The organism is Allobosea sp. GW822-FHT05A11 (genome assembly GCF_058800455.1).
This window is the reverse complement of record NZ_JBXAMI010000004.1, coordinates 177,433-201,111: the sequence shown is the minus strand read 5'-3', so window position 1 is coordinate 201,111 and position 23,679 is coordinate 177,433. Positions and strand designations below refer to the sequence as shown.

The window sequence follows — 23,679 nt, the reverse complement described above, 5'->3', positions numbered from 1 at the left end:
GATCTTATGAACCTCGCCACCTGGCTCCGTATCGTCGCGATCCTCATCGGCGCGCTCGCGCTCGCCGCGCTTATCTGGTTCGGCGGCCCCTTCGTCGCTTTCGGCGAGGTCCGCCCGTTCGAGTCGATCTGGGTCCGCTTGCCCATCGCCGTGCTGCTCCTGCTCGGCGCGCTCGTCTGGATCGCCATCATCGTCATCCGCCGTCGCAAGGCGACCGCAGCGCTGACCGAGGCGCTGGAAAAGGAGGAGACGACCGGCGACGGCGCCGCCCTCTCCAATGCGATGAAGGATGCGCTGGCGACGCTGAAGAGCGCGCGCGGCAAGGGCGGCGACTATCTCTACGACCTGCCCTGGTACGTCATCATCGGCCCGCCCGGCGCCGGCAAGACCACGGCACTGGTCAATTCCGGCCTGAAGTTCCCGCTGGCGCGCGGCGCGACGCCGGCCGCCGTCGCCGGCTCCGGCGGCACCCGCTATTGCGACTGGTGGTTCGCCGAGGACGCGGTGCTGATCGACACCGCCGGCCGCTACACCACGCAGGACACCGACGCCAAGGCCGAGAAGTCGAGCTGGTTTTCCTTCCTCGACCTGCTCAAGACCAATCGCCCGCGCCAGCCGATCAACGGCGTTCTGGTCGCGATCAGCGTCGAGGACCTCCTGACCTCAAGCCCTGAGGAGATCGCCGCCCATGCCGATGCGATCCGCGCCCGCCTGCTCGAACTGCACGAGCGCCTGAAGGTCGATTTCCCGGTCTATGCCGTCTTCACCAAGGCCGACCTGATCGCCGGCTTCAACGAGTTCTTCGGCCAGTTGACCGAACCGCAGCGGCGCATGGTCTGGGGCCATACCTTCCAGACCGCCGACAAGACCCGCAACATGATCGGCGACGTGCCGCCGGAATATGACGCGCTGATCGAGCGCCTGAACGAGCGCCTGCCGGACCGGCTCCAGGACGAGCACAACCCGACCGCTCGCGCCCAGATCTTCGGCTTCCCGAGCCAGATGGCGACGCTGAAGCGCGGAATCGCCGATTTCCTGACCCGCGTCTTCGAACCGACGCGCTACCACGCCAATGCGACCTTGCGCGGCTTCTATTTCACCTCGGGCACGCAGGAAGGCACGCCGATCGACCAGTTGATCGGCGCGCTCTCGCGCAATTTCGGCTCGGACCATGCCGGCGCGGCCTCCTTCTCCGGCAAGGGCAAGAGCTATTTCCTGACCGAGCTCGTGCAAAAGGTCGTGATCGGCGAATCCGGCTGGGTCTCGACCGATCTCGGCGCTGCCCGCCGCACCACGGTCTTGCGCATCGCCGGCTTCGCCACAGTCGCACTCCTGTCGCTCGCCGCGCTCGGCCTGTGGTGGACGAGTTTTTCGCGCAACAGCGACCTGATCACCGCGACCAATTACGGCCTCTCGGACTATCGCAGCGCCGCCGCGCCGGTGTTGCAGGAGACCACGATCTCCGACCGCAATTTCAGCCGCGTCCTGCCGCTGCTGCACAAGCTGCGGAACATGCCGGCCGGCTATGCGACGAAGGCCGAACCGACGCCGACGCTGGCGACCTTCGGCTTAAGCCAGCGCGATCGCCTGCAGAACGCGACCGAGATCACCTATCAGCAGGCGCTGGAGCGCATGCTACGCTCGCGCATCATCTTCCGGCTGGAGGAGCAGCTCGAGGCCAACGCCAACAACCCCGGCTTCGTCTACGAGGCGCTGAAGGTCTACATGATGGTCGGCGGTCAGGCGAAGCTCGACCGCGAGCTCGTGACCTCCTGGATGCGGCTCGATTGGGCCGAGAACCTCTTCCCCGGCCCGGCCAACGCCAAGGGGCGCGAGGCACTGGAAGAACACCTCGCCGCCATGCTCAATCTCGACGAGGGCACGGACGAGCCGATCGTCAAGCTCAACCAGTCGTTGATCGAGCAGAGCCAGCGCACGCTGCGCCGCCTCAGCATCGCCGAACGTGCCTACGAGCTGCTGCGCACGCAATCCCGCAGCGAGAGCCAGAAGGACTGGGTCGTCTCGCAGCGCGGCGGCTCCGATGTGCGCCTCGTTTTCGAAGGCGTCACCGGGGAAGATCTCGACCAGATCCGCGTGCCCTATTTCTACACCTATGACGGCTTCCAGGACGCCTTCATCTCCCGGCTCGGCGATATCGGCGACCAGATCGAGCGGGAGCGCTGGGTGCTCGGCGAAAACCTCGACCAGCAGGCGATCACCGCCCAGTATGCCACGCTCTTCCCTGACCTGATGAAGCTCTACAGCCGCGACTATATCGCGAGCTGGCAGCGCATGCTGAAGCGCCTGAAATTGCGGCCGCTCAACGCCGACAAGCCGCGCTATGTCGCGCTCAGTGCCATCAGCGCCGCGACCTCGCCCTTCAAGCAGGTGCTGGAATCCCTGCGCGACGAGACGCAGCTCACCAAGGAGCGGCCCAACGCCAAGAAGGCAGTCGCCCAGGCCGCGGCGCAGGCCGCCGCCGATACGCTCGCGCGGCGCGCGAGCAATGCACTCAGCCGTCTCGGCGCCAATCTCCCGCTGGCGGCTCCGGGCGTCGATCGCATCTTGGCGGGTGGCGGGGCCGATAGCGCGCTCGGCGCCGATATCGAGAGCCAGTTCAAGCCCTTCCATGTCCTCGTCGATGGCGATCTCGGCCGCCGGCCGGTGGACCAGCTCCTCCAGACTTTCGCGGAGATCAACCAGAACCTCGCCACGGCCGCGACCAACCCGGCCCAGTCGGCAGCGGCCAATGCCGCGCTCGTGCCGCTGATCGCGACGCTACGCGCCAATTCCTCGCGCTATCCCGCCCCCTTCGACGGCATGGTGATACAGGCGGTCAACGATTTCGAGGGCGATGCCACCGGCGCGACCGTCGCCCTGCTGCGGCAGGCGCTGGCAGAGCAGGTCACCCGCGTCTGCACCGAGGTGATGAACAACCGCTATCCCTTCACCAAGGCGAGCACCCGCGACGTGCCGCTCGCCGATTTCGCCCGGCTCTTCGCGCCTGGCCAGATCATGGACAAGTTCTACAAGGAGCGGCTGGAGCCCTTCGTCGACACCTCGAAGCCGCAATGGAACTGGCGCGTCGACAGCCGCGTCGCCCGCGCGCTCTCGCCGACGACGCTGCGCGAGTTCCAGCGCGCCAGCGAGATCAAGGACGCCTTCTTCCCGACCGGCGGCAACCTGCCCTCCTTCCAGATGGTGGTGACGCCGACCGCGCTCTCGGCCGACGCCGCCAATGCCAAGCTGGAGATCAACGGCTTCACGGTGACGAGCCAGCAGGGCGTCAATACGCCGACCCCGGTGATGTGGCCGGGCGGCGGCGTCGGCAAGACGGCGGTGACGCTGACGCTTGGTGGAAGCAGCAACACTTCCGGCGGCATGTTCAGCGGCGGCTTCTTCTCCTCGGGCCAGCAGGGCAGCGGCGCGCAGGGTGGCGAGGCCAAGCTCTTCGAGAAGGAAGGCACCTGGTCCTTCTTCCGCCTGCTCGATGCCGGCTCGGTGCTGAAGCAGGGCGACAATGTCGGGTTCAACCTGAATGCCGGCGGCCGGCAGGTCGGCTATTCCTTCGGCGTCGGCTCGCTCAAGAATCCCTTGATCCTGCCGGCGCTGCGGGAAATCCGCTGCCCCTCGGGAATATGACGCCGTGCCCTGCGGCCTCTTCGGCAAGCTCCCGGCCAAGCGCGACTTCATCGCGCTGAACGCTCCCTCCGGCTTCCTCGGGACTTACGAGAAATGGCTGCAGGGCGGCCTGACCGCGAGCCGGCTCGAACTCGGCAATCGCTGGCAGGAGGCCTATCTCAACGCCCCGATCTGGCGCTTCTGGCTGGGCGGCGCCCATGGCGGGCAAAGCGTTGCCGGCGCCTTCATGCCTTCGGTCGACGGCGTCGGCCGCTATTTCCCGCTGACGGTCTTCGCGGCCGCCGGCCCGGGCGCCGCGATCCCGCCGCCGGAGCTCGACCCGCAGGACATTTGGTTCGAGGCGATCGAGGATTTCCTGCTGCAGGCGCTGGAACCGCAAGCGAGCTTTGAGGCCGTCGTGCAGCGCCTCTCCGCCCTGCCCGTCCCCAACGACCATCACCTTGCGCCACCACAGGACATGGTCCGCCTCGCCGACGGCACCATCGTCAGCGCGGCGATCGCCTCCGGCTTCCCGGAGCGGCTGGCGGCCTTGCGCGTCGAGGACCACGCGCGGTCCTATGCCCATGCCTGCTATCTCTGGACGGTGGGCGGCGCGAACTTCGAACCGCTGGCGCTGACCGGCCACGCCTTGCCCGATCCCTATCTCTTCGCCGGCCTGCTCACCGGCCGTTTCGACGGCCATCTCGCGCCCGAGCGCGCCGGACCATGAGGGCGATGCCATGAACGACGCCCAGCGCCGGAATCCGGATTTCGAGACCGGCTGCATCAGCCACACCGGCAAGGTCCGCAAGGCCAACGAGGACAATTTCATCCTGCGCCCGGAAATCGGCCTCTGGGCCGTCGCCGACGGCATGGGCGGGCACGAGAACGGCGCGCTCGCCAGCGCGACCGTGGTCGCGGCGCTGGAGGCGGTCGGTGCCGCCGGCTCGGCCCCCGACCTGCTCGCCATGCTCGAAGCCGGCATCCTCAAGGCCAATGACGAATTGCGCGAAGAGATCGGTCGCCGCGGCGCGACCATGGGCGCGACGCTGGTCTGCCTGCTGATCCATCAGCGCCATTTCGCCTGCCTCTGGTCCGGCGACAGCCGCATCTACCTCGTTCGCAGCGGCCGCATCGCGCAGATCTCGCGCGATCACACCGAGGTCCAGGACATGGTCGATCGCGGTCTCCTCACCAGCGACGAGGCGAAGCGCTCGCCGCGCCGACACATCATCACCCATGCGATCGGCGTCCACGACACGCCGGAACTCGACCTCGAAAACGGCGAGATCGCCGATGGCGACGTCTTCCTGCTCTGCTCGGATGGGCTGACCGAGCATGTTGCCGATGCGGAGATGCTGGCCGCCGTCGAGGCCGGCGGCGCACAGGAGGCCTGCGACGCCCTGCTGGCGCTGACGCTGGAGCGCGGCGCGCGCGACAACGTTACCGTCGTCATCGTGCGCTATCGACAGGGCGCGAGCGAAAGGACACGCTGGATGCCGAACCGGTCCGGGCGAGGAGGCAATACGCCATGAGCGACGACTCCGAGCGCACCGTCTTCGTGCCCCGCGCCAATGCCCGCATCGGCACGAAGCTCAACGGCATCTACGAGATCGAGAGCCTGATCGCGGTCGGCGGCATGGGCGAGGTCTACAAGGGCCGCGCCATCCAGACCGGCGACGCCGTCGCGATCAAGATGATCCGGCCCGACATGGCCCGCGACGACGCCGTGCTTGCCCTGTTCCGGCGCGAGGCGGCGGCCCTGCACAACCTCTATAACGAGGCCATCGTCCGCTACTACGTCTTCGCCATCGATCCGGTGAGCGAGACGCCCTATCTCGCGATGGAGTTCGTCGACGGCCAGCCGCTCTCCGAGCGCATCCAGCAGGGGCCGCTCAGCGTCGAGGAAGCCGATATCCTGCGCCAGCGCGTGGGGCCTGGCCTGCATGCCGCGCACCGGCTCGGCATCATCCATCGCGACATCTCGCCGGACAACATCATCCTGCCGGGCGGCGATCCCTCCCGCGCCAAGATCATCGATTTCGGCATCGCCCGCTCCAGCATCCTCGGCGAGGGCACGGTGATCGGCTCCGGCTTCGCCGGGAAATACAACTACGTCTCGCCGGAGCAGCTCGGCCTCTTTGGCGGCGAGGTCAGCGGCCGCTCGGACATGTATTCCTTCGCGCTGGTGCTGGCCCAGGCCTTGAGCGGCCGTGCCATCGACATGGGCGGCTCTCAGGTCGACATCATCGACAAACGCCGCCGCCTGCCCGATCTCTCGGGGGTCGATGCGCGCATCCGGCCTCTGCTTGCGCGCATGCTGGCGCCAGACCCGAAGGACCGCCCTGCCGACATGGCCGAGGTCGCAGCCTGGCAGGCGCCCGCGCCGGGCAGGAAGGCCGCTGCCAAGGCAGCGGCCGGCCATACGACTACGGACAAGCCCGGGCGCTCGCCCCTGCCACTCGTCGCCGGCATTGCGGCGCTCGCCCTGCTGGCGGGCGGCGGCTTCTATGCCTGGACGACGTTCGATGGCGGACAGGCGGCGCGGGTCGCGAACAACGATCCGCCGCCGCTTGCGGAGCAGCCTTCGACCAGCGCGCCGGCCCCGACAACGAACGCGCCGCCCGCCTTGACCGAAGTCCCCGCGGCACAGCCCCCTGCGACAAGCGCTCCACCCGCGCTCACCGAAGCGCCGGCGCAGCCATCCGCATCCGCGACGCCGAACCCCGCCGTCGAGATACCCCCTCCCGCGCCGCCCCCGGTGACGCAGCCTCCCGCGGCGCAAACGCCTCCGCCCCAAACGCCGCGGCCGCAGCGGCCTCCATCCGGCCCATCGGGATCGCAGGTCGCCGTCAATACCGAGCCGCCGCAACAGCAGGCGCCGGTGCGTCCGCCCGTAGCCGAGCCCGCCGTCAAGCCGCCCGTCGCCATCGAGATCAAGCAGCCGGAGTCGCCACCCGTTGCCGTGGTGGTCCCCCCGCCTCCCGCCAGCCAAAGCGTCGCGCCGCCGCAGGTCGCCGCCATGGCGCCCGAGCCGGAGCCACGCACCCCGGCCGAGCGGATCGAGCGCTATGTCCGCGACTATGATGGCGGCTCCTGCTTCTTCCTCTGGCCGCTCGAAATCGGAGACCGCAAGGCGACGCTGGAAGGCTTCGGCAGCAACTCGGCGCCCTTCGTCGCCTTCGACGGGGCCTTCAAGGCGGCGCAGGGCTTCGAGGCGCAAATCCACCTGCGGCCGATGACCGAGGCCCAGTGCCCGATGGTCGATTTCCTGCGCCGGCCCGGCATCGGCATCGACCGCAGCCCGAAAATCCAGATCGGCGCCTTCAACATGAAGAGCGGCGAGATCCTCAACGGCTCGGTCGAGGCCGGCGGCGGCCAGAACCTCGACGTCGTGCTGATCGGCGATGACGGGCTCGTCTACAACCTCTCCAACTTCGCGAAACGCGAGGGCGGCAAGGTGATCTTCAACCTCAAGCTCGAATCGACCGGCGGCTCGGCCCGCCCGCAGACCGTGCTCGCGCTGGTCACCAAGGAGGCCCTGCCGGCACTCTCCGGCCCCAATCCGTCTCCCGCGAGCGAATTCTTCGCCAACCTCAAGCTCGACCTCGCCCGCCAGACCGGCAAGCTCGGCCTGGGGATCAAGTATTTCCGGATCGAGTGAAGCGGCGATCGGCCTCTTCCCTTCTCCCGCAAGGGGAGAAGGGAAGTCCCTCAATCCTCCCGATAAAGCACGCCCCATTCGTCCTGCCAGATCCCGGCCTTGTCCTCGACCACGATCGGCGCCTGGATTTCGTTGGCGAGGCGGATCGCGGTGCGGAAGGCATCCTTCGCCGCCAGTTCATCGCTGACGAAATCATTGACCAGATGCCCGCCGGCGAGATCGGCCGGACAGAGCACATGCCCGAAGGCCTCCCCGCCGCGCTCCGACAGCCTGAGCGTGATCGCATCGGTCGGCGGTTCGTCGACTTGCTCGAAACGGTTGGCCGGCATGGGTTTTCTCCTTTCGCTGCTCTCGGAGAGCGGTGGCCGCGAGCGGGCACGCGCGCGGCGTCAACACGTCATTTCTTCGGTTGCGGCCGGGCGATGCCCCCGCCCCCGCCGGGCCTGACCGCGCTGTAGCGATCGAGCCTGATCTTGATCATGTCGTTGAACTTCTTGTGGACCTCGGAGACGGTGAGCACCTTCGTCTCGCCGCCAGAACCTGCATAGAAGATCGGCCGGTTCGCCTGTGCCGGCCGGGGCAGCAATTCGGCCGCCTTGACGCCGGGCTGCTCCTCCATCGTCTCGATGAAGGTCTGCGCCGCATCGGGACCGAGGAAGTGGATCAGGTAGATCTCGCCGCCGGTGAGATGGCGCCCGAGCGCCCGCTCCAGCCTGAGCGTGTCGCGCTTCAGCATCTCGGCCGCCAGCAGCGCCGAGATATAGGGCTCGCGCCGCATGTCGAGGATGCGCTGGCGCTGGGAACCATCGGTCACGACGAATTGCCGGCCGGACCTGCCGATCAGCTTCACGTCGGCGGCGAGCCCGTGCTTCGTCCCGAATTCGTAGATTACGCCAAGCCAGGTCTGCTCGATGAACTGGTAGAGCCCGGTCGCCGAGGAGGTCTGCGCCTTCACCGCCGTCGAGAACGAGGATTCCTTGTCGGCGACGGCCATCAGCAGGGTCGGGTCGGCGCCGACGACCTTGCTGGCGCGCACTATGGTGTCGACGAGATGGCGGCGGATCTTGATCGGCCCGAAGGTCAGCACCTGATCCGGGTCTCCGCTGGAGATCTGCGGCGGCGGCTGCGGCGCGCCGGTGGCTGAGACCGGCCCCGGCGGCGGCCCGCTCTGCATCTTCGGCGGCACCAGCAGGATGTTGGATGGCAATTGCAACTGGTTGACCGGAACCTGCTGCGTCGGCGCCTCCTCCTGCGGCTTGATCGCCGCCAGCGACGGATCGTTGTCGAGGGCGAACTGGGCCGCCTGCCGCGCACCCTCCAGATCCTGCTCGACCGAGGACAGGATTAGCGAGGGCCGGGCCGGCGCGTCCTTGAGCGCCGGAGCCTCGACGGCCGCGATCTCGATGCCCCGCTCCGGCTCCGGCCGCTCCTGCTGCTGAAGCCGGGCATAGGCAAGGCCGAGCACAGCCGCGGTCACGCAGGCAGCGCCGGCTGCCACGGCAGCGATCGCCTTGCGCCCGGAGGCCGCCTTCTTCGGCGACGTCGTGGGTGATCCGGCAGTGTCCGCAGGCTTCACGGACGGCGTTGGCGGAGCAGCAGCTTGCGCTTGAGCGGGAGACGGAGCTGGCACGGCGGCAACGGGCCGGGCCGGGGCCGATCGCGGAGGCTCCATGCTCCCCTTCCGCGCAGCAGCGGCAGCACCGGGAACCACGGCGGGCGATGGGGGTGCAGGGGGCGACGGCGTGGGGACCGCTTCCGGCTTCCCCGTCACCAGGCTCCGCAGCTTCTCCAGCCAACCCGCGTCGCCTCGCCCGGCGAGCGCAGCCAGATCGTCGACAAGGCGCTGCGCCGTTACCTGCGGCACGCTCGCCTCTCGCGCGATCGCGCTGACGGCAGCCTTGCCCGGTTGTTCCGACACCGCCTTCAGCGCGTAGAACCAGAGCTGGAGCGGCGTACGTCGGCTTTCCAGCGGCGTCCCGGCCGCCGGATGGATCATGTAGTTGCAATACTGGCAGGCGAAACCGCGCAATTTCGGGCGCGGCTCGAACTGTGCCGGCCGGCCGCAGGCGGGGCATTTCAGGCTCGTTCCGCCATGGCGCAGGCGCATCAGCGCGGCGAGGCAAGCCTCCTCCGGAAACAGCGCCTGGAATTGCCGGAAGCGCTCGCTCATTCCGCTGGCCTGCGCTCCATCGTCCCTGCCGCAAGGTTACCCCTCAGTGGGGCGCTTCACAATCGTCACGCCCGCAGCAGCCCGAGGCGCGCGACATCCTTCAGATGCATCGCCACCTCCTCCGCCGTCGCCCGCTCCGGCAGGCCTGGCACGGCCGCGCCGGCGGCACGGGTCTCGTCGAGGAAGGCGTTCATCGCGTCGAGCAGCATGCGCTGGTCACGCGAACCGTCGAGCAGGCTGACGAATTTGCGCACGACGACGCCGTCGAGCTGAACGGTCCGGTGGCGCAGGTCGGTGACCTCGGCCGAGCTCGAGGCCTGCCAGCGCGCGATCTCGCTGGCTGCGGGTTTCTCGCTGATTGCCGTCGTCAGCGGCGGCGCCTCCAACCTGATATCCAGCAATCCTGCTTTGAAGATCGCGATCAGGGCTTCGTCGAGCCGGGCGATCTCATGCGCGCGGTCTGGCCCGAGTTCGCCTGCAGCGTTGCGGCATGCGCGCTCCACCAGTTCGTCCCAGACGATGCTCGCCGGCCAGATCGTGCTCAGGATGGCGAGCGCGGCCTTGCCCACCGGCAGGTCGACGGCAAGTTGCACGCCTTCGTCGAAGCTGAAGCGCTGGACGCCCGGCTTCGTCTCCTTCTCGGCCGGGGGCGCCAGGCGCGCGTTGGCTGCGAGATGATAGGGCTTGAGCGATCCCGGCCGAACGCCGCGCCTGAGCGGGATATCCGCCCGGCACAGGAGCGTCTCGCGGAAGGCCCGTCCGATCAGCAGGTCGAGCGTCTGCTCGCGCAGCGCCATCTGCTCCAGCGGCATCCGGTCGAGCATCTGCTGGGCCGGCCCCTTGGCGGCACCGTAGAGGTTGGGGAACGAGGCCTCGGCCAGGAATTGCAGCCCGTGCCGCTCGGCCGACGACAGCACCTCATGCAACGCGAAGGCGCGTGCGCCGGGGTTGAGATCGTCGTGATAGAGGACGTTGTCGGGCAGCTCGTCGATCTGCTTCAGCCGCTGCCGCAGCGCCGCGCCGTGGAAGCTGTCCGGGTCGCTGGCCTCGGCAATCTCCTTCAGGGCGGCGCGGGCGACCCTGACCCGCTCACGCGGGTCCTCGATGTCCTTGACGGCAAACAGCATGACGTCGCGCGCGAGATCACGCAGACGGCAGCCGGGCAGCGCATTGTAGCTGACATAGGCGACGCCCTGCGGTGCCAGCAATTGCCCGAACAGGGCGATGATCCGTTCGCGCACGACATCCGGCACCCAGGAATAGACGCCATGGACGATGATGTAGTCGAAGGTCCCGATCTCCCCGGCCACCGCGAGGATGTCGCGCTGCTCGAAAGCAAGATTGGTGAGGCCCAGCTCCGACGCGTTGGCATGCGCCTGCCGGATCGAGTCGCCGCTGAGGTCGATGCCGAGAAAGTGGCTGCCGGGATATTGCGCGGCCATCGGGATGAGGTTGCCGCCACGCCCGCAGCCGAGTTCGAGCACGCGCATGGCCATCGGCAGCGCCGGGTCCATGCCATGGAAATGCGCGATGGTTGCCAATCGCGATGGGTGGGTCTGCGAGAAGGAGTGGCCGGGATAGGCCACGGCGTCATAGGGATTGATGGCTGGATCGCTGGTCATGGCCGCTCCCGCCGGGCTCCGTCCCCGTCATTCGAGCCCAAGCGTCGTCCCGGCGCCTCATTCATTTGAAGGAGCGCCACGCCTGACATTTGAGCCTCCAGCGCAGGTCCAACAAGGCCGCCGATACGCTGGCAATTAAGTCACACCGGCGCGATTATACATGAAGAATCGCTACGACTGACGCTGCTAACGCGAAGCAGATACTGATGAATCGGGCCCTCCCCTCACGTCCGAACCGTGTTTTTTCCGTGTCGATTTGATGTTGCTTGATCCCCCGGCTTTCTGGGAATCTCCATCATATGGCGGACGCCTGCTCGAATCGTGGGCGTCAGACAGGTCCAGCGAGTCGTTCTTCTCGCGCGCAGGGGAAGCAGCATGCGGATTCAAGCCCGGGCCTATGCGTATCTCGTCATCGCCCTCGCGGCGGTCTTCGTCACGTTCAGCCTCGGCGCCACACCCGCCTTTGCCCAGAAGCGCTTCGCCTTCGTGGTCGGCAATGGCGGCTATGCCAATGTCACCAAGCTGCCCAACGCGCTGAACGACGCCAACGCCACGCGCAGCATGCTGCAGGAAGCGGGCTTCGACATCACGCCGGCGCTCGATCTCTCGCTCGCCGGCCTGCGCAGCGCACTCGACGTCTTCGTCGACAAGGTGCGCCGCGGCGGTCCCGATGCGACGGCGCTGGTCTATTATGCCGGCCATGCCGTGCAGCTCGACGGCGCCAACTACATCCTGCCGACCGATATCCGCCCGCAGATCGGCACCAATATCGCTGAGCAATCCCTGTCGCTGAGCGACATCCTGCGCCGCCTCGATGGGGCTGGCGCCAAGTCCAAGATCGCGATCCTCGACGCCTGCCGCGACAATCCCTTTGCCGGCCGTCAGGTCGCCCGCGGCCTTGCCCTGCAGATCGTCGACGGCGCCAATGAAGGCATCAGCAACGAAGCCGGCCTCGCCCGCATCGATTCCGGCAGCGGCACCTTCGTCGCCTTCGCCACATCGCCCGGCTCCACCGCCGCGGACGGCACCGGTGCCAACAGCCCCTTCACCACCGCCTTCCTGCGCGAGGCCCGCGAGCCGGGTCTGGCCGTCGAGCAGATCTTCCGGCGCATCCGTCTCGCCGTCTACGATTCCACCAACGGCACCCAGATCCCCTGGGACACGTCTTCGCTGATCACGGAGTTCAGCTTCTTCCAGCGCCCCGCCGGCGCCCCTGCGGCGCAAGCAGCCACGGCCGGCAACGTACCCCTGACGGCACGCCCGACGCTGGCCTCGCTGCGCGGCATGTCGTCGGCCGACGCCGCCCGCACCGCGATCGCCTGGGACCGCAGCGACATCTACGGCAACGCGCTGGCGATCAATCCCGAAGATCAGAACGCACTGCGGCTGAATCGCATCCTCGCCCAGCGGACGGATGAGCGGGCCTGGGCCGAGGCCGTGCTCGCCGGCGATGCCGAATCCTTCAGGCTCTACGCCCGGCTCTACCCGGTGTCGGATCATACGGCTGCCGCCCTGCGGCTGGCGGCGACTGCGCCGAGCCGCAACCGCGTCCAGGTTGCACAGACCTGCCCGGTCTGCCCGGCCGTCCAGCAACCCCGCTCGCGCCGTGCCGACTATACGCCGCGCGGCGTCTCCCCCGCGCGGACGGGAATGCCGCGCCAGGCCCCCGTCACCCCGCCGCCGCCTCCGATGGCGCCGCAGGCGATGGCGCCCGACCTGCCCGCCCTGTTTCCGGAACGCCCACGCTGGACCGGCTTCTATGTCGGCGGCTCGCTCGGCGGCGGCCGGCAGAGTGACCGCACGACCGTAGCTGGCCCCTTCGGCAGCCCAACCTTCACGCCGACGACCACGACGACGACGAGCACCACCACGACCACCAACTCGACGCCTTTCCCAACGACAACGACCGTCGTGACAACCGCGACCGTGGCCGGCACCTCGGTCCTCGCCGCCAGCGCGATCAATGCCGCGGCCGTGCCGCGCAGCCTCTCGCCCGACGGCAGCGGCCTGGTCGGCGGCGCGCAGTTCGGCTTCAACTATCAGATCGGCGCGGTCGTCATCGGCGCCGAAACCGACCTGTCCGCGACGCGGCTCGGCGGCAGCCAGACGATTTCCGCCAATCCCGGCGGGACCCGCTTCACCACGCGCGCCGAGAACGAGGTCTTGATGCTGGGAACGGTCCGCGCCCGCGCCGGCTTCGTGCTCGGCGATTTCATGATCTATGGCAGCGGTGGCTATGCCTACGGCCTCGTCGACCAGAAGGGCTCGATCACGCCCGACAATCCGGCGACGACCTCCGGCGCCACGGCCTCCCGTTCCGGTATCGCCAGCGGCTGGGCGCTCGGCGGCGGCATCGAATATGCGATCATGCCGGGCATGACGCTCCGGCTCGACTACACGCATTACGATCTCGGCAACCAGAAGCTGACCTTGCAGGATTATACCGGGCTCGCCCCCACCCAGTATGCGACCATGCGTGCGCGTACCGCAGGCGATATCGTCAAGGCCGGCTTCAACTTCGGCTTCTGACGCCGACAACGACGCCGCGCCCCTTGACACTGACGGGTCCGATGGGGAATTTGGCGCCCGATGCGGGTGTAGCTCAATGGTAGAGCAGCAGCCTTCCAAGCTGAATACCCGGGTTCGATTCCCGGTACCCGCTCCATTCCCCTGCCATCCTGAATATCCGGGATCATTCCCGTCGGCATCGCGCCCGCCGGCCGGGCCGCTCAGGCCGGCGAGGAAGCTCCCATGGCGCTGCCTCAAGCGGACTACGGCGTATCGGAGGTGTCGCGTGCGCGGCTTCCCTGGTTGCGGTTGCGCGGCGAGCGCCTGAACAGGGTTGTATGAACGGCTTTCAGGATCGGCTGCGGTTTCCCCAGCAGATACCCTTGCGCTTCCGTGCAGCCCGCCCGGTCGACCGCATCGAGCTGATCTTGCGTCTCGATACCCTCTGCCGTGGTGGTCATGCCGAGTTCGGCCGCCAGCGCCGCGACGGCCGCGACGATGGCCGCGCTGTCGGAATGGGCGGTCATGTCGCGCACGAAGGAACGGTCGATCTTCACCTTGTCCAGCGGGAAGAGCCGCAGGTGGCTCAGGCTCGAATAGCCCGTGCCGAAATCGTCGAGCACGATTCGGACGCCGAGTTCCTTGAGACTCCTCAGCGTTCCGAGGTTGCGATTGTCATTGGCGAGCAGCGCAGTCTCGGTGATCTCGAGTTCGAGCCGCCTCGGGTCGAGCCCGGTCTCGGCGAGGATATCGCGCACGGTCGCCACCGCATCGCCGAAGATCAATTGCACCGGCGAGAGGTTGACGGCGATGCGAAGATCGCCCGGCAACTGGACCGCGTCCATGCAGGCCTGGCGAAGGACCCATTCTCCGAGATCGACGATCAGTCGCGTCTCCTCCGCCAGCGGCACGAACTCCGCCGGCCCGACCAGTCCCCGTTCCGGGTGGTGCCAGCGCAGCAACGCCTCGAAGCCGCAGAGCTTGCTGGATTTCAGATCGAAGATCGGCTGGTAGGACAGCTCGAACTGCCGCTCTTCGACGGCCTGGCGCAGATCCATTTCCAGGGCGAGACGGGCGCGCAACTGCTCGTCCATTTCCGCCGTGAACACGCAGCAGACCCCGCGTCCCCGGGCCTTGGCCTGGTAAAGCGCGAGGTCGGCCTGTTTCAGGAGCAGGTCCGCATCGAACCCCGGGCCCTCGGCAATGGCGATGCCGACACTCGCCGAGATGGAAATCGTCCGATCCTTGAGGACATAAGGCTCGCTGAGAACCTCGATGATGCGGGTCGCGAGCGCCACGGCCTGCTGCGGTTGCCCCGGATCGAGGCTGAGAACCGCGAACTCGTCTCCACCCAGGCGCGCGACGCATTCGGTATCCCGCACGCAGGTCTTCAGGCGCTCCGCGACCGAGAGGAGCAGCAGGTCGCCGACGGGATGCCCGAGCGTATCGTTGACGTCCTTGAAGCGATCGAGGTCGAGGAACAGCAGGGCCGCCACCGCGGAACCGCCCTCCTTCCGCAGCAGCGACTTCGTGATCTGGCTGCGGAAGGCGAAGCGATTCTGCAGGTTCGTCAGGTCGTCATGATGGGCCAGGAAGCGGATGCGATGTTCCTGCTCGACGAGAGCCGCGTTCTGCTGTCGTGCCTCTTCGGCCGCCTCGTTGGCCCGCGTGTTGGCGGCAGCCAGCTCCGCGAGCGCCCCCCTGAGTGCCGTGATATCGGTGCGGATGCCGACCGTCCCGCCATCCCTCATCCGCCTTTCCGTGATGAGCAGCCAGCGCCCGTCCGGCAGCAGGCGCTCGATCGAGCCACTGCCCTGGCGATGCCAGGTCGCGACATCCCTGACGAATTCCTCGATCTCGCCGGTCGCCTGAGGATATTGGCCGAGCTCGACCCCCTTGCGGATGATATCCTCGAAATGCGCACCGGCCGTCATGAAGGGCGCGCTCAGCGCATAGAGGTCGCGATAGCGCTGGTTGCACGTCACCAGCCGGTCGCCCTCGTCCCACATCACGAAGCCGTCGGACATGGCCTCGATCGCGTTGTCGAGGAGGACCGCCGCCCGCCCGCGCTCGGCATCCGCCCGTTCGCGCTGGTGGATGGCCAGCAGGATCGCTCCGGCAAAGGCCGACAGGAGCAGCGCCCCGATGACAGCCGCCGTGATCGTCCGGTCGCGATCCTGGCGCCAATCCGCGAGAGCCTCGGTGCTCTTCACGCTCAAGACGAGCCGGATATCGCCATAGAGCGAGCCTCTGACCACGTTCAGGGTCGCGGTTTCGCTGCCTCTCTCGCCGATCAGGAAAGCCTTGCCCTTCGCCAATCGCGTGGGCAAGGCGGGGACGCGGGGCTTGCCGATCAGCAATTCGTCATGCGGCAGCATCGCGACGATCTGGCCGTCGGCGCGTTCGAGCGAAATCCGCGTGTCGGAGCCGACACCGGCCTCCGCCAGGAGTTTCATCATCGTGTGCAGGGGCACCTCGGCAACCGGGACGACGCCGTGCCACGCGGGAATCCGGCGTGCGACGTAAAGCGACCAGTCCCCGGTGACGGCGTTTCGAATCGGGCCGATCAGGTTCGTCGGCGCGCGCGAGACCATGGCGACATCCAGCGGCAGGCTATGGCGTGCGCCGCTCGACCTGGCGGAAGCAATGATGCTGCCATCGGGCCCGACGAGCAGCAGGTCGCGAAACGCCATCGTCTGAAAATTGAGGCCCCGAAGCAGGCGGCTGGCGGGCTCCCTTTGGCCGGGGCCGATCTGAGCGACATCGAACAGGGTTGCAAAGCTCGCCAGCGCGCCATCGACCTGCAGGAGTTGCCGGTCGAGCGCATTCTCGGCGGCAACGGCCTGGCCTTCCAGCGATTGCTCGGCAGCCCGCCAGGCGGCCACCTCCCTCTGGCGAACCAGATTGGAGGCGCCGATCGCAGCCACCGTCAGGATGACGGCCGCCCCCGCTACCACCATGAGTTTAAGGCGCTTGATCATTGGTCCTCGTCGAGGGGCGGCGAGTTCACGGCGTCCGAGGCTCGATGGCGTGGAGCGGCTTGAGATAGGTGTTCCAGGCCGAGACGCAGTCCTGCCCGCAGCGCTCGAACCAGCGCGGCAGGACGACCTCGGCGAGGAGGCGCCGGCGCGTCGCGTCCGCCGGCTGGGCCGGCACGACGGTCATCGGCCGCCTCGGCTTGCCGGAGCAGGTTTCCGTCCCGGCATTACAGGCGAGACCGCGTTGCGTATCCGCTTCCGCCTGGGACCAGATCCGCTGCTCGAGCTGCGCCACGCCTTGCCGGATGGCGTCGCGCGCATCCGCGGGGAGACTTTCCAAATAGGTCGCGTTCGCTCCGAAGATCGAGACGCCCCAGTTGAGCGCGAGGGCGTGCGTCGCGACGGCGAAATCCGGCAGGCCTATCTCGTAGCCGCTCAACGTGCCCGTGATCACGCAATCGACGACCCCCTTGCGCAGGGCCGCCACGATTTCGGCAAAGGGCAGGATCACCGGCACGGCTCCCATCGACGCCATCAGCTCGGACTGCCCGACGGAGGAGGTGCGCACCCTCCGCCCGGCGAGATCGTCGAGCCCCTTGAAGGACCCGGTGCAGAACAGCACCTGCGCCGGATAGGCATAGATGCCGAGAAGCTCGATCTCGTAGCGCTCACGCAGGAGGCTGCGCAGATGCTCCCGGAACGCGGCGACCGTCCGGCGCAATGTCGCGACATCGGGGTTCAGCAGAGGCAGGTCGACGGCGCTCAGCTCCGGCTCGTCGCCCGCGACGGCACTCAGCTGGGCCGTACCGAACGAGACCACGCCGAGCCGCAGGAGCTGAAGCATCTCCTGGTTGCGCAAGCCCCCCGTATCGAGCGGCCGGATCGTCGCGGTGATGCGCCCCTTCGAGAGCGCATTGATCTCCGACTGCCAGAAGGGCTGCTCGATCTTGGTGTATTGGGTGAGACCGGCGAGCCCGCCGATGATCTGCAGCTTGATCGGCTCCTCGGGGCGCGTCTGTGCCAGGGCCGCGCAACCTGCAAAGGCGAGCGCCGCGGCAACAACTGCAATCATAGGCTGCACGCGCCGGAACGGGCGGCGGATGATGGCGTTGTCGCGGGCCCTGGCCATCTCCCCCCCGTGGTAGCGGTGTCCAATCGGATGATATTCAGCCGCGGCGGTTAACCGCGGTTAAACCGGAAGCCGACGCTTGCGCCGATGGCCCGATCTTTCCACCGCGTTCCGCACGCAAGGCGCGAAGCCCGCCATGTGCGGTTGATCGCGCGGTCGCAGCGCCGTTGTGCCTTCGGCCTTTCGGACATGGATCTGCAAGGCCGGTCTTGCCCGTGCCGCGGAAGCTTGTCGAAGCTGATCTTGAATACTCTTGCCGGAACGGCCGAACTATATTGCAGACGCGAGATAAAGCCTGAGCGGCCTGTAACAACGTCCGTGGAAGGTTTCGGCTGTTGCAGCGCAAGCGAAGCTTGCTATGCTTGCTGATCTACTGCTCCCGTCTCAGGTCGTATCGTCAGGCATCGAGGCTCCCCGTCGCGCGTGTCAGGTGGCAGCGCGCGAAGCAAGGAAGCCTGTCGGTCCGGATCCGGCGGTACAGGAAGGTCGGAAGCAGCCTTGGGAAGAGCGGAAGGGGTGGGGGATGGTGCGTCTGGCGACGGTGGCGGCTCTTTGGATTCTGGCCTGCCCGGCAGCAGCAACGAGCGAGGTGCTGCGCCAGGGCGAATTCCTGCAGGACTACATTACCTGCGAAGCCTGGATGAAGCGCGAAGCCGCGGATGCTGAAATGCACGGCCTGATCGGCCGCTGGGTGATCGACGCCCTGCGCCACGGCTCTCCATCGCGACTGTCGCGATATGGGGATGGCGAAGTGCTGGATGCCGTCGAACGCCAATGCCGGGCTCAGCCGGCCAAGACATTGACCGTCGCGACCTTCCTGGCCGGGCTTCGGCTGCCGGAGTAGCGCCGAGAGCATCGGCCCGAAAAAGTGGAACGCGGTTTTCGGAGAATGCCGATGCCAAATCAAAAGCCTGGAGCATCGGACTGAATACGGCATTCAGTCCGATGCTCTAATTCTTGGCCGAAGCAGCGACGATGCGCAGCTCCGACCGTTGGGATTACTGGAAGAGCTTCATCGCGTTGACCAGCGTCTGGGCTACGCCGCCCAGCAGCGGAATGCCCGCGATGCTCCAGGCCACGACGAGGCGAAGGGTGCTGGTCGGAGCGCTATCGTTACTCTGCATGATGATCTCCCCGGAACATTTTCGAGCGAAGCGGACGTCGGCTTCGCAGAATGAAATGCAGCAAGAACAACGGCTTGGGTCGTTTTCCGGATTCAGAATATCCAGAAATCGCCCTAGAAGCCCGATGGGTGGCCGCTACCTGCAACCAGGGCAGCGATGCCGGTGGCGCTGTGCTGCGGCCGAAGCGATGCCATGGCGTGCCGGAGCCAATAGCGAAGCCAGGCCAGCAGCAGGAGCCGCAATGGCGGCTCCCGAGGTGCTATGATGGGCATGGCTCCGCTCCTCACGCCTGTGCGGGCGCGGCCTGGGCACCGCCCGGCAGATCGAGACCACGGGACGGCTCGGCCTCGCTCACCATGTGATGGCGCTTATCGACCGCCCTGACGCAGAGATTGGCGATGAAGCCGATCACGAGCAGTCCCGCCATGATGTACATGGTGACGTTGTAAGCCTGCGCCTTGGGCACGCCATGCGCGAGATTGTATTCGCGGATGTAATTGATCAGCACCGGCCCGGCGATGCCCGCCGCCGACCATGCCGTCAGCAGGATGCCGTGGATGGCACCGACATAGCGGGTGCCGAACATATCGCGCAGATAGGCCGGCACGGTCGAGAAGCCGCCGCCATACATGCTGACGATGATCAGGAAGCAGATGACGAACAGCACGACATTGCCGCTGCCACCGGCATAGGGCACCGTGATGTAGAGGATGAACCCCAGCACCATGTAGCAGAAATAGGTGTTCTTGCGCCCGATATAGTCCGATAGCGAGGCCCAGCTGAAGCGCCCGCCCATGTTGAACAGGCTCATCAGCCCGACGAGGCCGGCAGCCGCGACCGGGGTGATCCGCCCGGGAAACATCTCCTGACTCATGGCGGAAGCCTGGCCGAGCACGCCGATCCCGGCGGTGGTGTTGACGAAGAGGACCGTCCAGATCAGCCAGAATTGCGGGGTCTTGATCGCCTGGTAGACGAAGACGTCGTTCTTGGTGATCAGCTTGCTCGCCGTCGCCGGCGGCACATAGCCTTCCGGCTTCCAGCCCGGCGCCGGCACCCGGACGGTCAGCGCACCGAACATCATGAACAGGAAATAGACGCAGCCCAGCGTGATGAAGCTCCAGAGCACGCCGACATCGCTCGCCGTCTGGCACTTGCTCATCAGCCAGACCGAGAGCGGCGAGGCGATCAGCGCACCGCCACCGAAGCCCATGATCGCCATGCCGGTGGCCATGCCGGGCCGATCGGGAAACCACTTCATCAATGTCGAGACCGGCGAGATATAGCCGATGCCGAGCGCGCAGCCGCCGATCACGCCGTAGCCGAGATAGATCAGCCAGAGATTGTGCAGCTTGACGCCGAGCGCGGAGATGAGGAAGCCGCTCGCCCAGCAGATCGCAGCGGTGAACATCGCCTTGCGCGGCCCGCCCTCCTCGACCCAGCGCCCGAAGACGGCCGCCGACACCCCGAGGAACACCATCGCGATCGAGAAGATCCAGCCGAGCTCGGTCAGCTTCCAGTCGTCCGGGGCTGATTGAGAGACGCCGATCAGGCGCGTCATCGGCAGGTTGAAGACGCTGAAGGCATAGGCCTGGCCGATGCACAGATGGACGCAGAGTGCCGCCGGCGGCACCAGCCAGCGGCTGTAACCGGGCTTGGCGATGGTTCGCTCGCGATCCAGGAAGGGGATCATCGATTTGGCGTATTCGTTTCGTCGGTCGATCGTCGTCATGCGTTTCCTCCTCCAGCCGGGTCGTTGCCCTGTTTTCGGCTTCGCGCTTTGGCGAGTTTCAGCCGGTTTTCGTCCGCTCGGTGGCGATCAGCGCGACGGCATCGCGAACCAGCGGGTCGAGCCCGCTGCCGCCGTCGTCGAAATGCGCGCAGATGGCGCTGCGCATGCGTGGGTCCCAGAATTTCCGGAGATGGGTCGCAACCGCCTCGGCCACTTCGGCCCGGGGCTGGCTCGCGAAGAAGCTGCCGATCTGGTTGGCCATGTGGATGAGCCGGTCGAGCTGCATCGCGCTCACTCCGCCGCCGGCGGCATGATCCGCCGGCTGTTGTCGGCGAAGGCGGAATAGCGCTCCTGCCAGTCCGAGCGTCCATTGGAAGGCGAGACCTGCACGGCCGTGCATTTGTATTCCGGGCAGTTGGTCGCCCAGTCCGAATAATCGGTGGTGACGACGTTGGCCTGCGTGTCCGGGTGGTGGAAGGTCGTATAGACGACGCCGGGCGCGACGCGCTCGGTCACCAGCGCCCGCAAGGCGGTCTCGCCGGAACGACTGGCCAGCCTGACCCAGGAGCCGTCGGCGATGCCGCGCTCCTCCGCGTCATGCGGATGGATCTCGAGCAGGTCTTCCTTGTGCCAGACGACATTCTCGGTGCGCCGCGTCTGCGCGCCGACATTGTATTGCGAGAGGATGCGCCCGGTCGTCAGCAGCAGCGGATAGCGCGGGCCGACGCGTTCGTCGGTCGCGAGATACTCGGTGATGACGAAATGGCCCTTGCCACGTACGAATTTGTCGATGTGCATCACCGGCGTGCCGGTCGGCGCCTGCTCGTTGCAGGGCCACTGGATCGAGCCGAGCTCGGCAAGACGCTCAAAGGAGACGCCGGCGAAGGTCGGCGTCAATCGCGCGATCTCGTCCATGATCTCGGAGGGATGGTCGTAATGCATCGGGTAGCCCAGCGCGTTGCTGAGCGCGGCGGTGATCTCCCAGTCGGCCAGACCGGATTTCGGCTCCATCACCTTGCGCACGAGCTGGATGCGCCGCTCGGCATTGATGAAGGTGCCGTCCTTCTCCAGGAAGGTGCTGCCGGGCAGGAAGACATGGGCGTAGTTCGCCGTCTCGTTCAGGAACAGGTCCTGCATGACGACGCATTCCATCGCCGACAGGCCCGCTGCGACATGGCGCGTGTCGGGGTCGGACTGCATGATGTCCTCGCCCTGGACGTAGAGCCCCATGAAGGAGCCATCCAGGGCCGCGTCGAGCATGTTGTTGATGCGCAGGCCCGGCTCCTTGTCGAGCCAGGTGCCCCACGCATCCTCGAACAGCCCGCGCACCGCATCGTTCGAGACATGGCGATAGCCCGAGAACTCGTGCGGGAAGGAGCCCATGTCGCAGGAGCCCTGGACGTTGTTCTGCCCGCGCATCGGGTTCACGCCGACGCCGGGCCGGCCGATATTGCCGGTGGCCATGGCGAGATTGGCGATCGCCATCACGGCGGTCGAGCCCTGGCTGTGCTCGGTGACGCCCAGCCCGTAATAGATGGCGCCATTGCCGCCGGTCGCGAACAGGCGCGCCGCGCCGCGGATATCGGCGGCCGCGACGCCGGTGACCTTCGACAGGGCCTCCGGGCTGTTGCGCTCCTCGGCGACGAAGGCGGCCCAGTCCTGGAAGGCGTCCCATTCGCAGCGCTCGCGCACGAAGGCCTCGTCGACCAGCCCCTCGGTGACGACGACATGGGCGAGCGCGGTCAGGATCGCGACATTGGTGCCGGGCAGAACCGGCAGATGGTAGGCCGCCTCGACATGGGGCGCGCGCACCAATTCGATTCGGCGCGGATCGATGACGATGAGCTTGGCGCCCTCGCGCAGGCGCTGCTTCATCCGCGAGCCGAAGACGGGATGCGCATCGGTCGGGTTGGCGCCCATCAGGAGCATCACGTCGGTCTGCTCGACGGAATCGAAATCCTGCGTGCCGGCCGAGGTGCCGAAGGTGGTGCTGAGCCCGTAGCCGGTCGGCGAATGACAGACGCGGGCGCAGGTATCGACATTGTTGTTGCCGAAGCCGGCGCGCACCAGCTTCTGGACCAGGAAGGTCTCCTCATCAGTGCAGCGCGACGAGGTCAGGCCGCCGATCGAGCCCGTGCCGTATTTGGCCTGGATGCGCTTGAACTCGCTCGCCGTATGGGCGATCGCCTCCTCCCAGGACACCTCGCGCCAGGGGTCGGTGATCTTCTCCCGGATCATCGGGTTGAGGATGCGTTCCTTGTGGTTGGCATAGCCCCAGGCGAAGCGGCCCTTGACGCAAGAGTGGCCGTGATTGGCCTTGCCGTCCTTGTAGGGGATCATGCGGACGACCTCGTCGCCGCGCATCTCGGCCTTGAACGAGCAGCCGACGCCGCAATAGGCGCAGGTCGTGACCGTCGACCATTCTGGCTTGCCCTTGGCGATGACCACCTTCTCGATCAGCGAGCCCGTCGGGCAGGCCTGTACGCAGGCACCGCAGGAGACGCAGTCCGACTCCAGGAAGGACTGGTCGGTGCCCGCCGCCATCACGGATTCGAAGCCGCGGCCGGTAATGGTCAGCGCGAAGGTGCCCTGCACATCCTCGCAGGCCCGCACGCAGCGCGAGCAGACGATGCATTTGGCGGGGTCGTAGCTGAAATAGGGATTGGATTCGTCGAGCCCGGTATCGCGGTGGCGGGCGCCGTCGAAGCCGTAGCGAACCTCCGTCAACCCGACCTCGGCGGCCTTGTCGAGCAGTTCGATATCGCCCTCACCGGCTAGGTCGAGCGCCGCGACCGGATGGTCGGAGACATAGAGCTCCATGATGCCCTTGCGCAAACGGTCGAGCCGCTCCGAGCGCGTATGCACCACCAACCCCTCGGCGACGGGGGTCGTACAGGAGGCCGGCGTGCCGTTGCGGCCCTCGATCTCGATCAGGCAGAGCCGGCAGGAGCCGAAGGCGTCGAGCATATCGGTCGCGCAGAGCTTGGGGATCTCGGTGCCGATCTCCATCGCCGCGCGCATGATCGAGGTGCCGGCCGGCACCGTCGCGCTGCGGCCGTCGATGGTGAGTGTGACCATGACCTCGGCCTTGGAAGCCGGCGTGCCATAGTCGGTTTCCTGGACGAGCTGCATGG

Annotated in this window: 15 protein-coding genes and 1 tRNA gene; 7 read left to right on the top strand and 9 right to left on the bottom strand. The window is 67.1% G+C overall.

Features of this window, described 5'->3' with window-relative positions:
- Positions 1–6: 6 nt before the first annotated feature.
- Genes tssM through AC1RLU_RS14800 form a run of 4 tightly spaced genes read left to right on the top strand, consistent with a single transcriptional unit; the run spans position 7 to position 7,285 of the window.
- A complete protein-coding gene (gene tssM / locus AC1RLU_RS14815; RefSeq protein ID WP_492796450.1) occupies positions 7–3,642 on the top strand; it encodes a type VI secretion system membrane subunit TssM in 3,636 nt (1,211 codons plus the stop codon).
- A gap of 4 nt (positions 3,643–3,646) precedes the next feature.
- On the top strand, positions 3,647–4,351 hold the full coding sequence (gene tagF, locus AC1RLU_RS14810) for a type VI secretion system-associated protein TagF (RefSeq protein ID WP_492796448.1): 705 nt from the start codon (positions 3,647–3,649) through the stop codon (positions 4,349–4,351).
- A gap of 10 nt (positions 4,352–4,361) precedes the next feature.
- Positions 4,362–5,156 (top strand): PP2C family protein-serine/threonine phosphatase, encoded by a 795-nt coding sequence (locus AC1RLU_RS14805; RefSeq protein WP_492796446.1) that lies wholly within the window; start codon positions 4,362–4,364, stop codon positions 5,154–5,156.
- A complete protein-coding gene (locus tag AC1RLU_RS14800) occupies positions 5,153–7,285 on the top strand; it encodes a serine/threonine protein kinase (protein WP_492796445.1) in 2,133 nt (710 codons plus the stop codon). The genes AC1RLU_RS14805 and AC1RLU_RS14800 overlap by 4 nt, the downstream gene beginning before the upstream one ends.
- 50 nt (positions 7,286–7,335) lie before the next feature.
- On the opposite strand, the gene AC1RLU_RS14795 is transcribed toward AC1RLU_RS14800, so the two are convergent.
- From AC1RLU_RS14795 to AC1RLU_RS14785, 3 genes are all read right to left on the bottom strand, one after another.
- Positions 7,336–7,614, bottom strand: a complete 279-nt coding sequence (locus AC1RLU_RS14795; protein ID WP_061967191.1) for a hypothetical protein — start codon at positions 7,612–7,614, stop codon at positions 7,336–7,338.
- A gap of 68 nt (positions 7,615–7,682) precedes the next feature.
- On the bottom strand, positions 7,683–9,455 hold the full coding sequence (locus tag AC1RLU_RS14790; protein ID WP_492796444.1) for a transglycosylase SLT domain-containing protein: 1,773 nt from the start codon (positions 9,453–9,455) through the stop codon (positions 7,683–7,685).
- 65 nt (positions 9,456–9,520) lie between these two features.
- Positions 9,521–11,077, bottom strand: a complete 1,557-nt coding sequence (locus AC1RLU_RS14785; protein WP_492796443.1) for a methyltransferase regulatory domain-containing protein — start codon at positions 11,075–11,077, stop codon at positions 9,521–9,523.
- Positions 11,078–11,452: 375 nt separating this feature from the next.
- Between AC1RLU_RS14785 and AC1RLU_RS14780 the strand changes: the two genes are divergently transcribed.
- The gene (locus tag AC1RLU_RS14780) at positions 11,453–13,606 is read left to right on the top strand and encodes a caspase family protein (RefSeq protein ID WP_492796441.1); all 2,154 of its coding nucleotides are present in this window, start codon (positions 11,453–11,455) and stop codon (positions 13,604–13,606) included.
- A gap of 62 nt (positions 13,607–13,668) precedes the next feature.
- Positions 13,669–13,742 (top strand) — tRNA-Gly (locus AC1RLU_RS14775).
- A gap of 106 nt (positions 13,743–13,848) precedes the next feature.
- Here the strand turns inward: AC1RLU_RS14775 and AC1RLU_RS14770 are convergent.
- Both AC1RLU_RS14770 and AC1RLU_RS14765 read right to left on the bottom strand, forming a co-directional pair.
- Positions 13,849–16,566 carry a bifunctional diguanylate cyclase/phosphodiesterase gene (locus AC1RLU_RS14770; RefSeq protein ID WP_492796440.1) on the bottom strand — a complete coding sequence of 906 codons (2,718 nt, stop codon included), beginning with the start codon at positions 16,564–16,566 and terminating at the stop codon, positions 13,849–13,851.
- A gap of 25 nt (positions 16,567–16,591) precedes the next feature.
- Positions 16,592–17,692, bottom strand: a complete 1,101-nt coding sequence (locus tag AC1RLU_RS14765; protein ID WP_492796438.1) for a TRAP transporter substrate-binding protein — start codon at positions 17,690–17,692, stop codon at positions 16,592–16,594.
- Positions 17,693–18,215: 523 nt separating this feature from the next.
- Between AC1RLU_RS14765 and AC1RLU_RS14760 the strand changes: the two genes are divergently transcribed.
- Positions 18,216–18,536 carry a hypothetical protein gene (locus AC1RLU_RS14760; RefSeq protein ID WP_492796436.1) on the top strand — a complete coding sequence of 107 codons (321 nt, stop codon included), beginning with the start codon at positions 18,216–18,218 and terminating at the stop codon, positions 18,534–18,536.
- A gap of 154 nt (positions 18,537–18,690) precedes the next feature.
- Here the strand turns inward: AC1RLU_RS14760 and AC1RLU_RS14755 are convergent, their stop codons facing one another.
- The 4 genes from AC1RLU_RS14755 to fdhF all read right to left on the bottom strand — a co-directional run bounded on the left by AC1RLU_RS14755 (position 18,691) and on the right by fdhF (position 23,677).
- Positions 18,691–18,816: an MFS transporter small subunit gene (locus tag AC1RLU_RS14755; RefSeq protein WP_274532868.1), complete on the bottom strand. Its 126-nt coding sequence runs from the start codon at positions 18,814–18,816 to the stop codon at positions 18,691–18,693.
- Between the two features lie 283 nt (positions 18,817–19,099).
- Entirely contained in the window at positions 19,100–20,545 is a 1,446-nt protein-coding gene (locus tag AC1RLU_RS14750; protein WP_492796434.1) for an L-lactate MFS transporter, read from the bottom strand.
- Positions 20,546–20,603: 58 nt separating this feature from the next.
- Positions 20,604–20,831 carry a formate dehydrogenase subunit delta gene (locus AC1RLU_RS14745; RefSeq protein ID WP_061967178.1) on the bottom strand — a complete coding sequence of 76 codons (228 nt, stop codon included), beginning with the start codon at positions 20,829–20,831 and terminating at the stop codon, positions 20,604–20,606.
- Positions 20,832–20,836: 5 nt separating this feature from the next.
- Positions 20,837–23,677, bottom strand: coding sequence for a formate dehydrogenase subunit alpha (gene fdhF, locus AC1RLU_RS14740; RefSeq protein WP_492796432.1), 2,841 nt, complete (start codon positions 23,675–23,677; stop codon positions 20,837–20,839).
- Positions 23,678–23,679 lie beyond the last annotated feature (2 nt).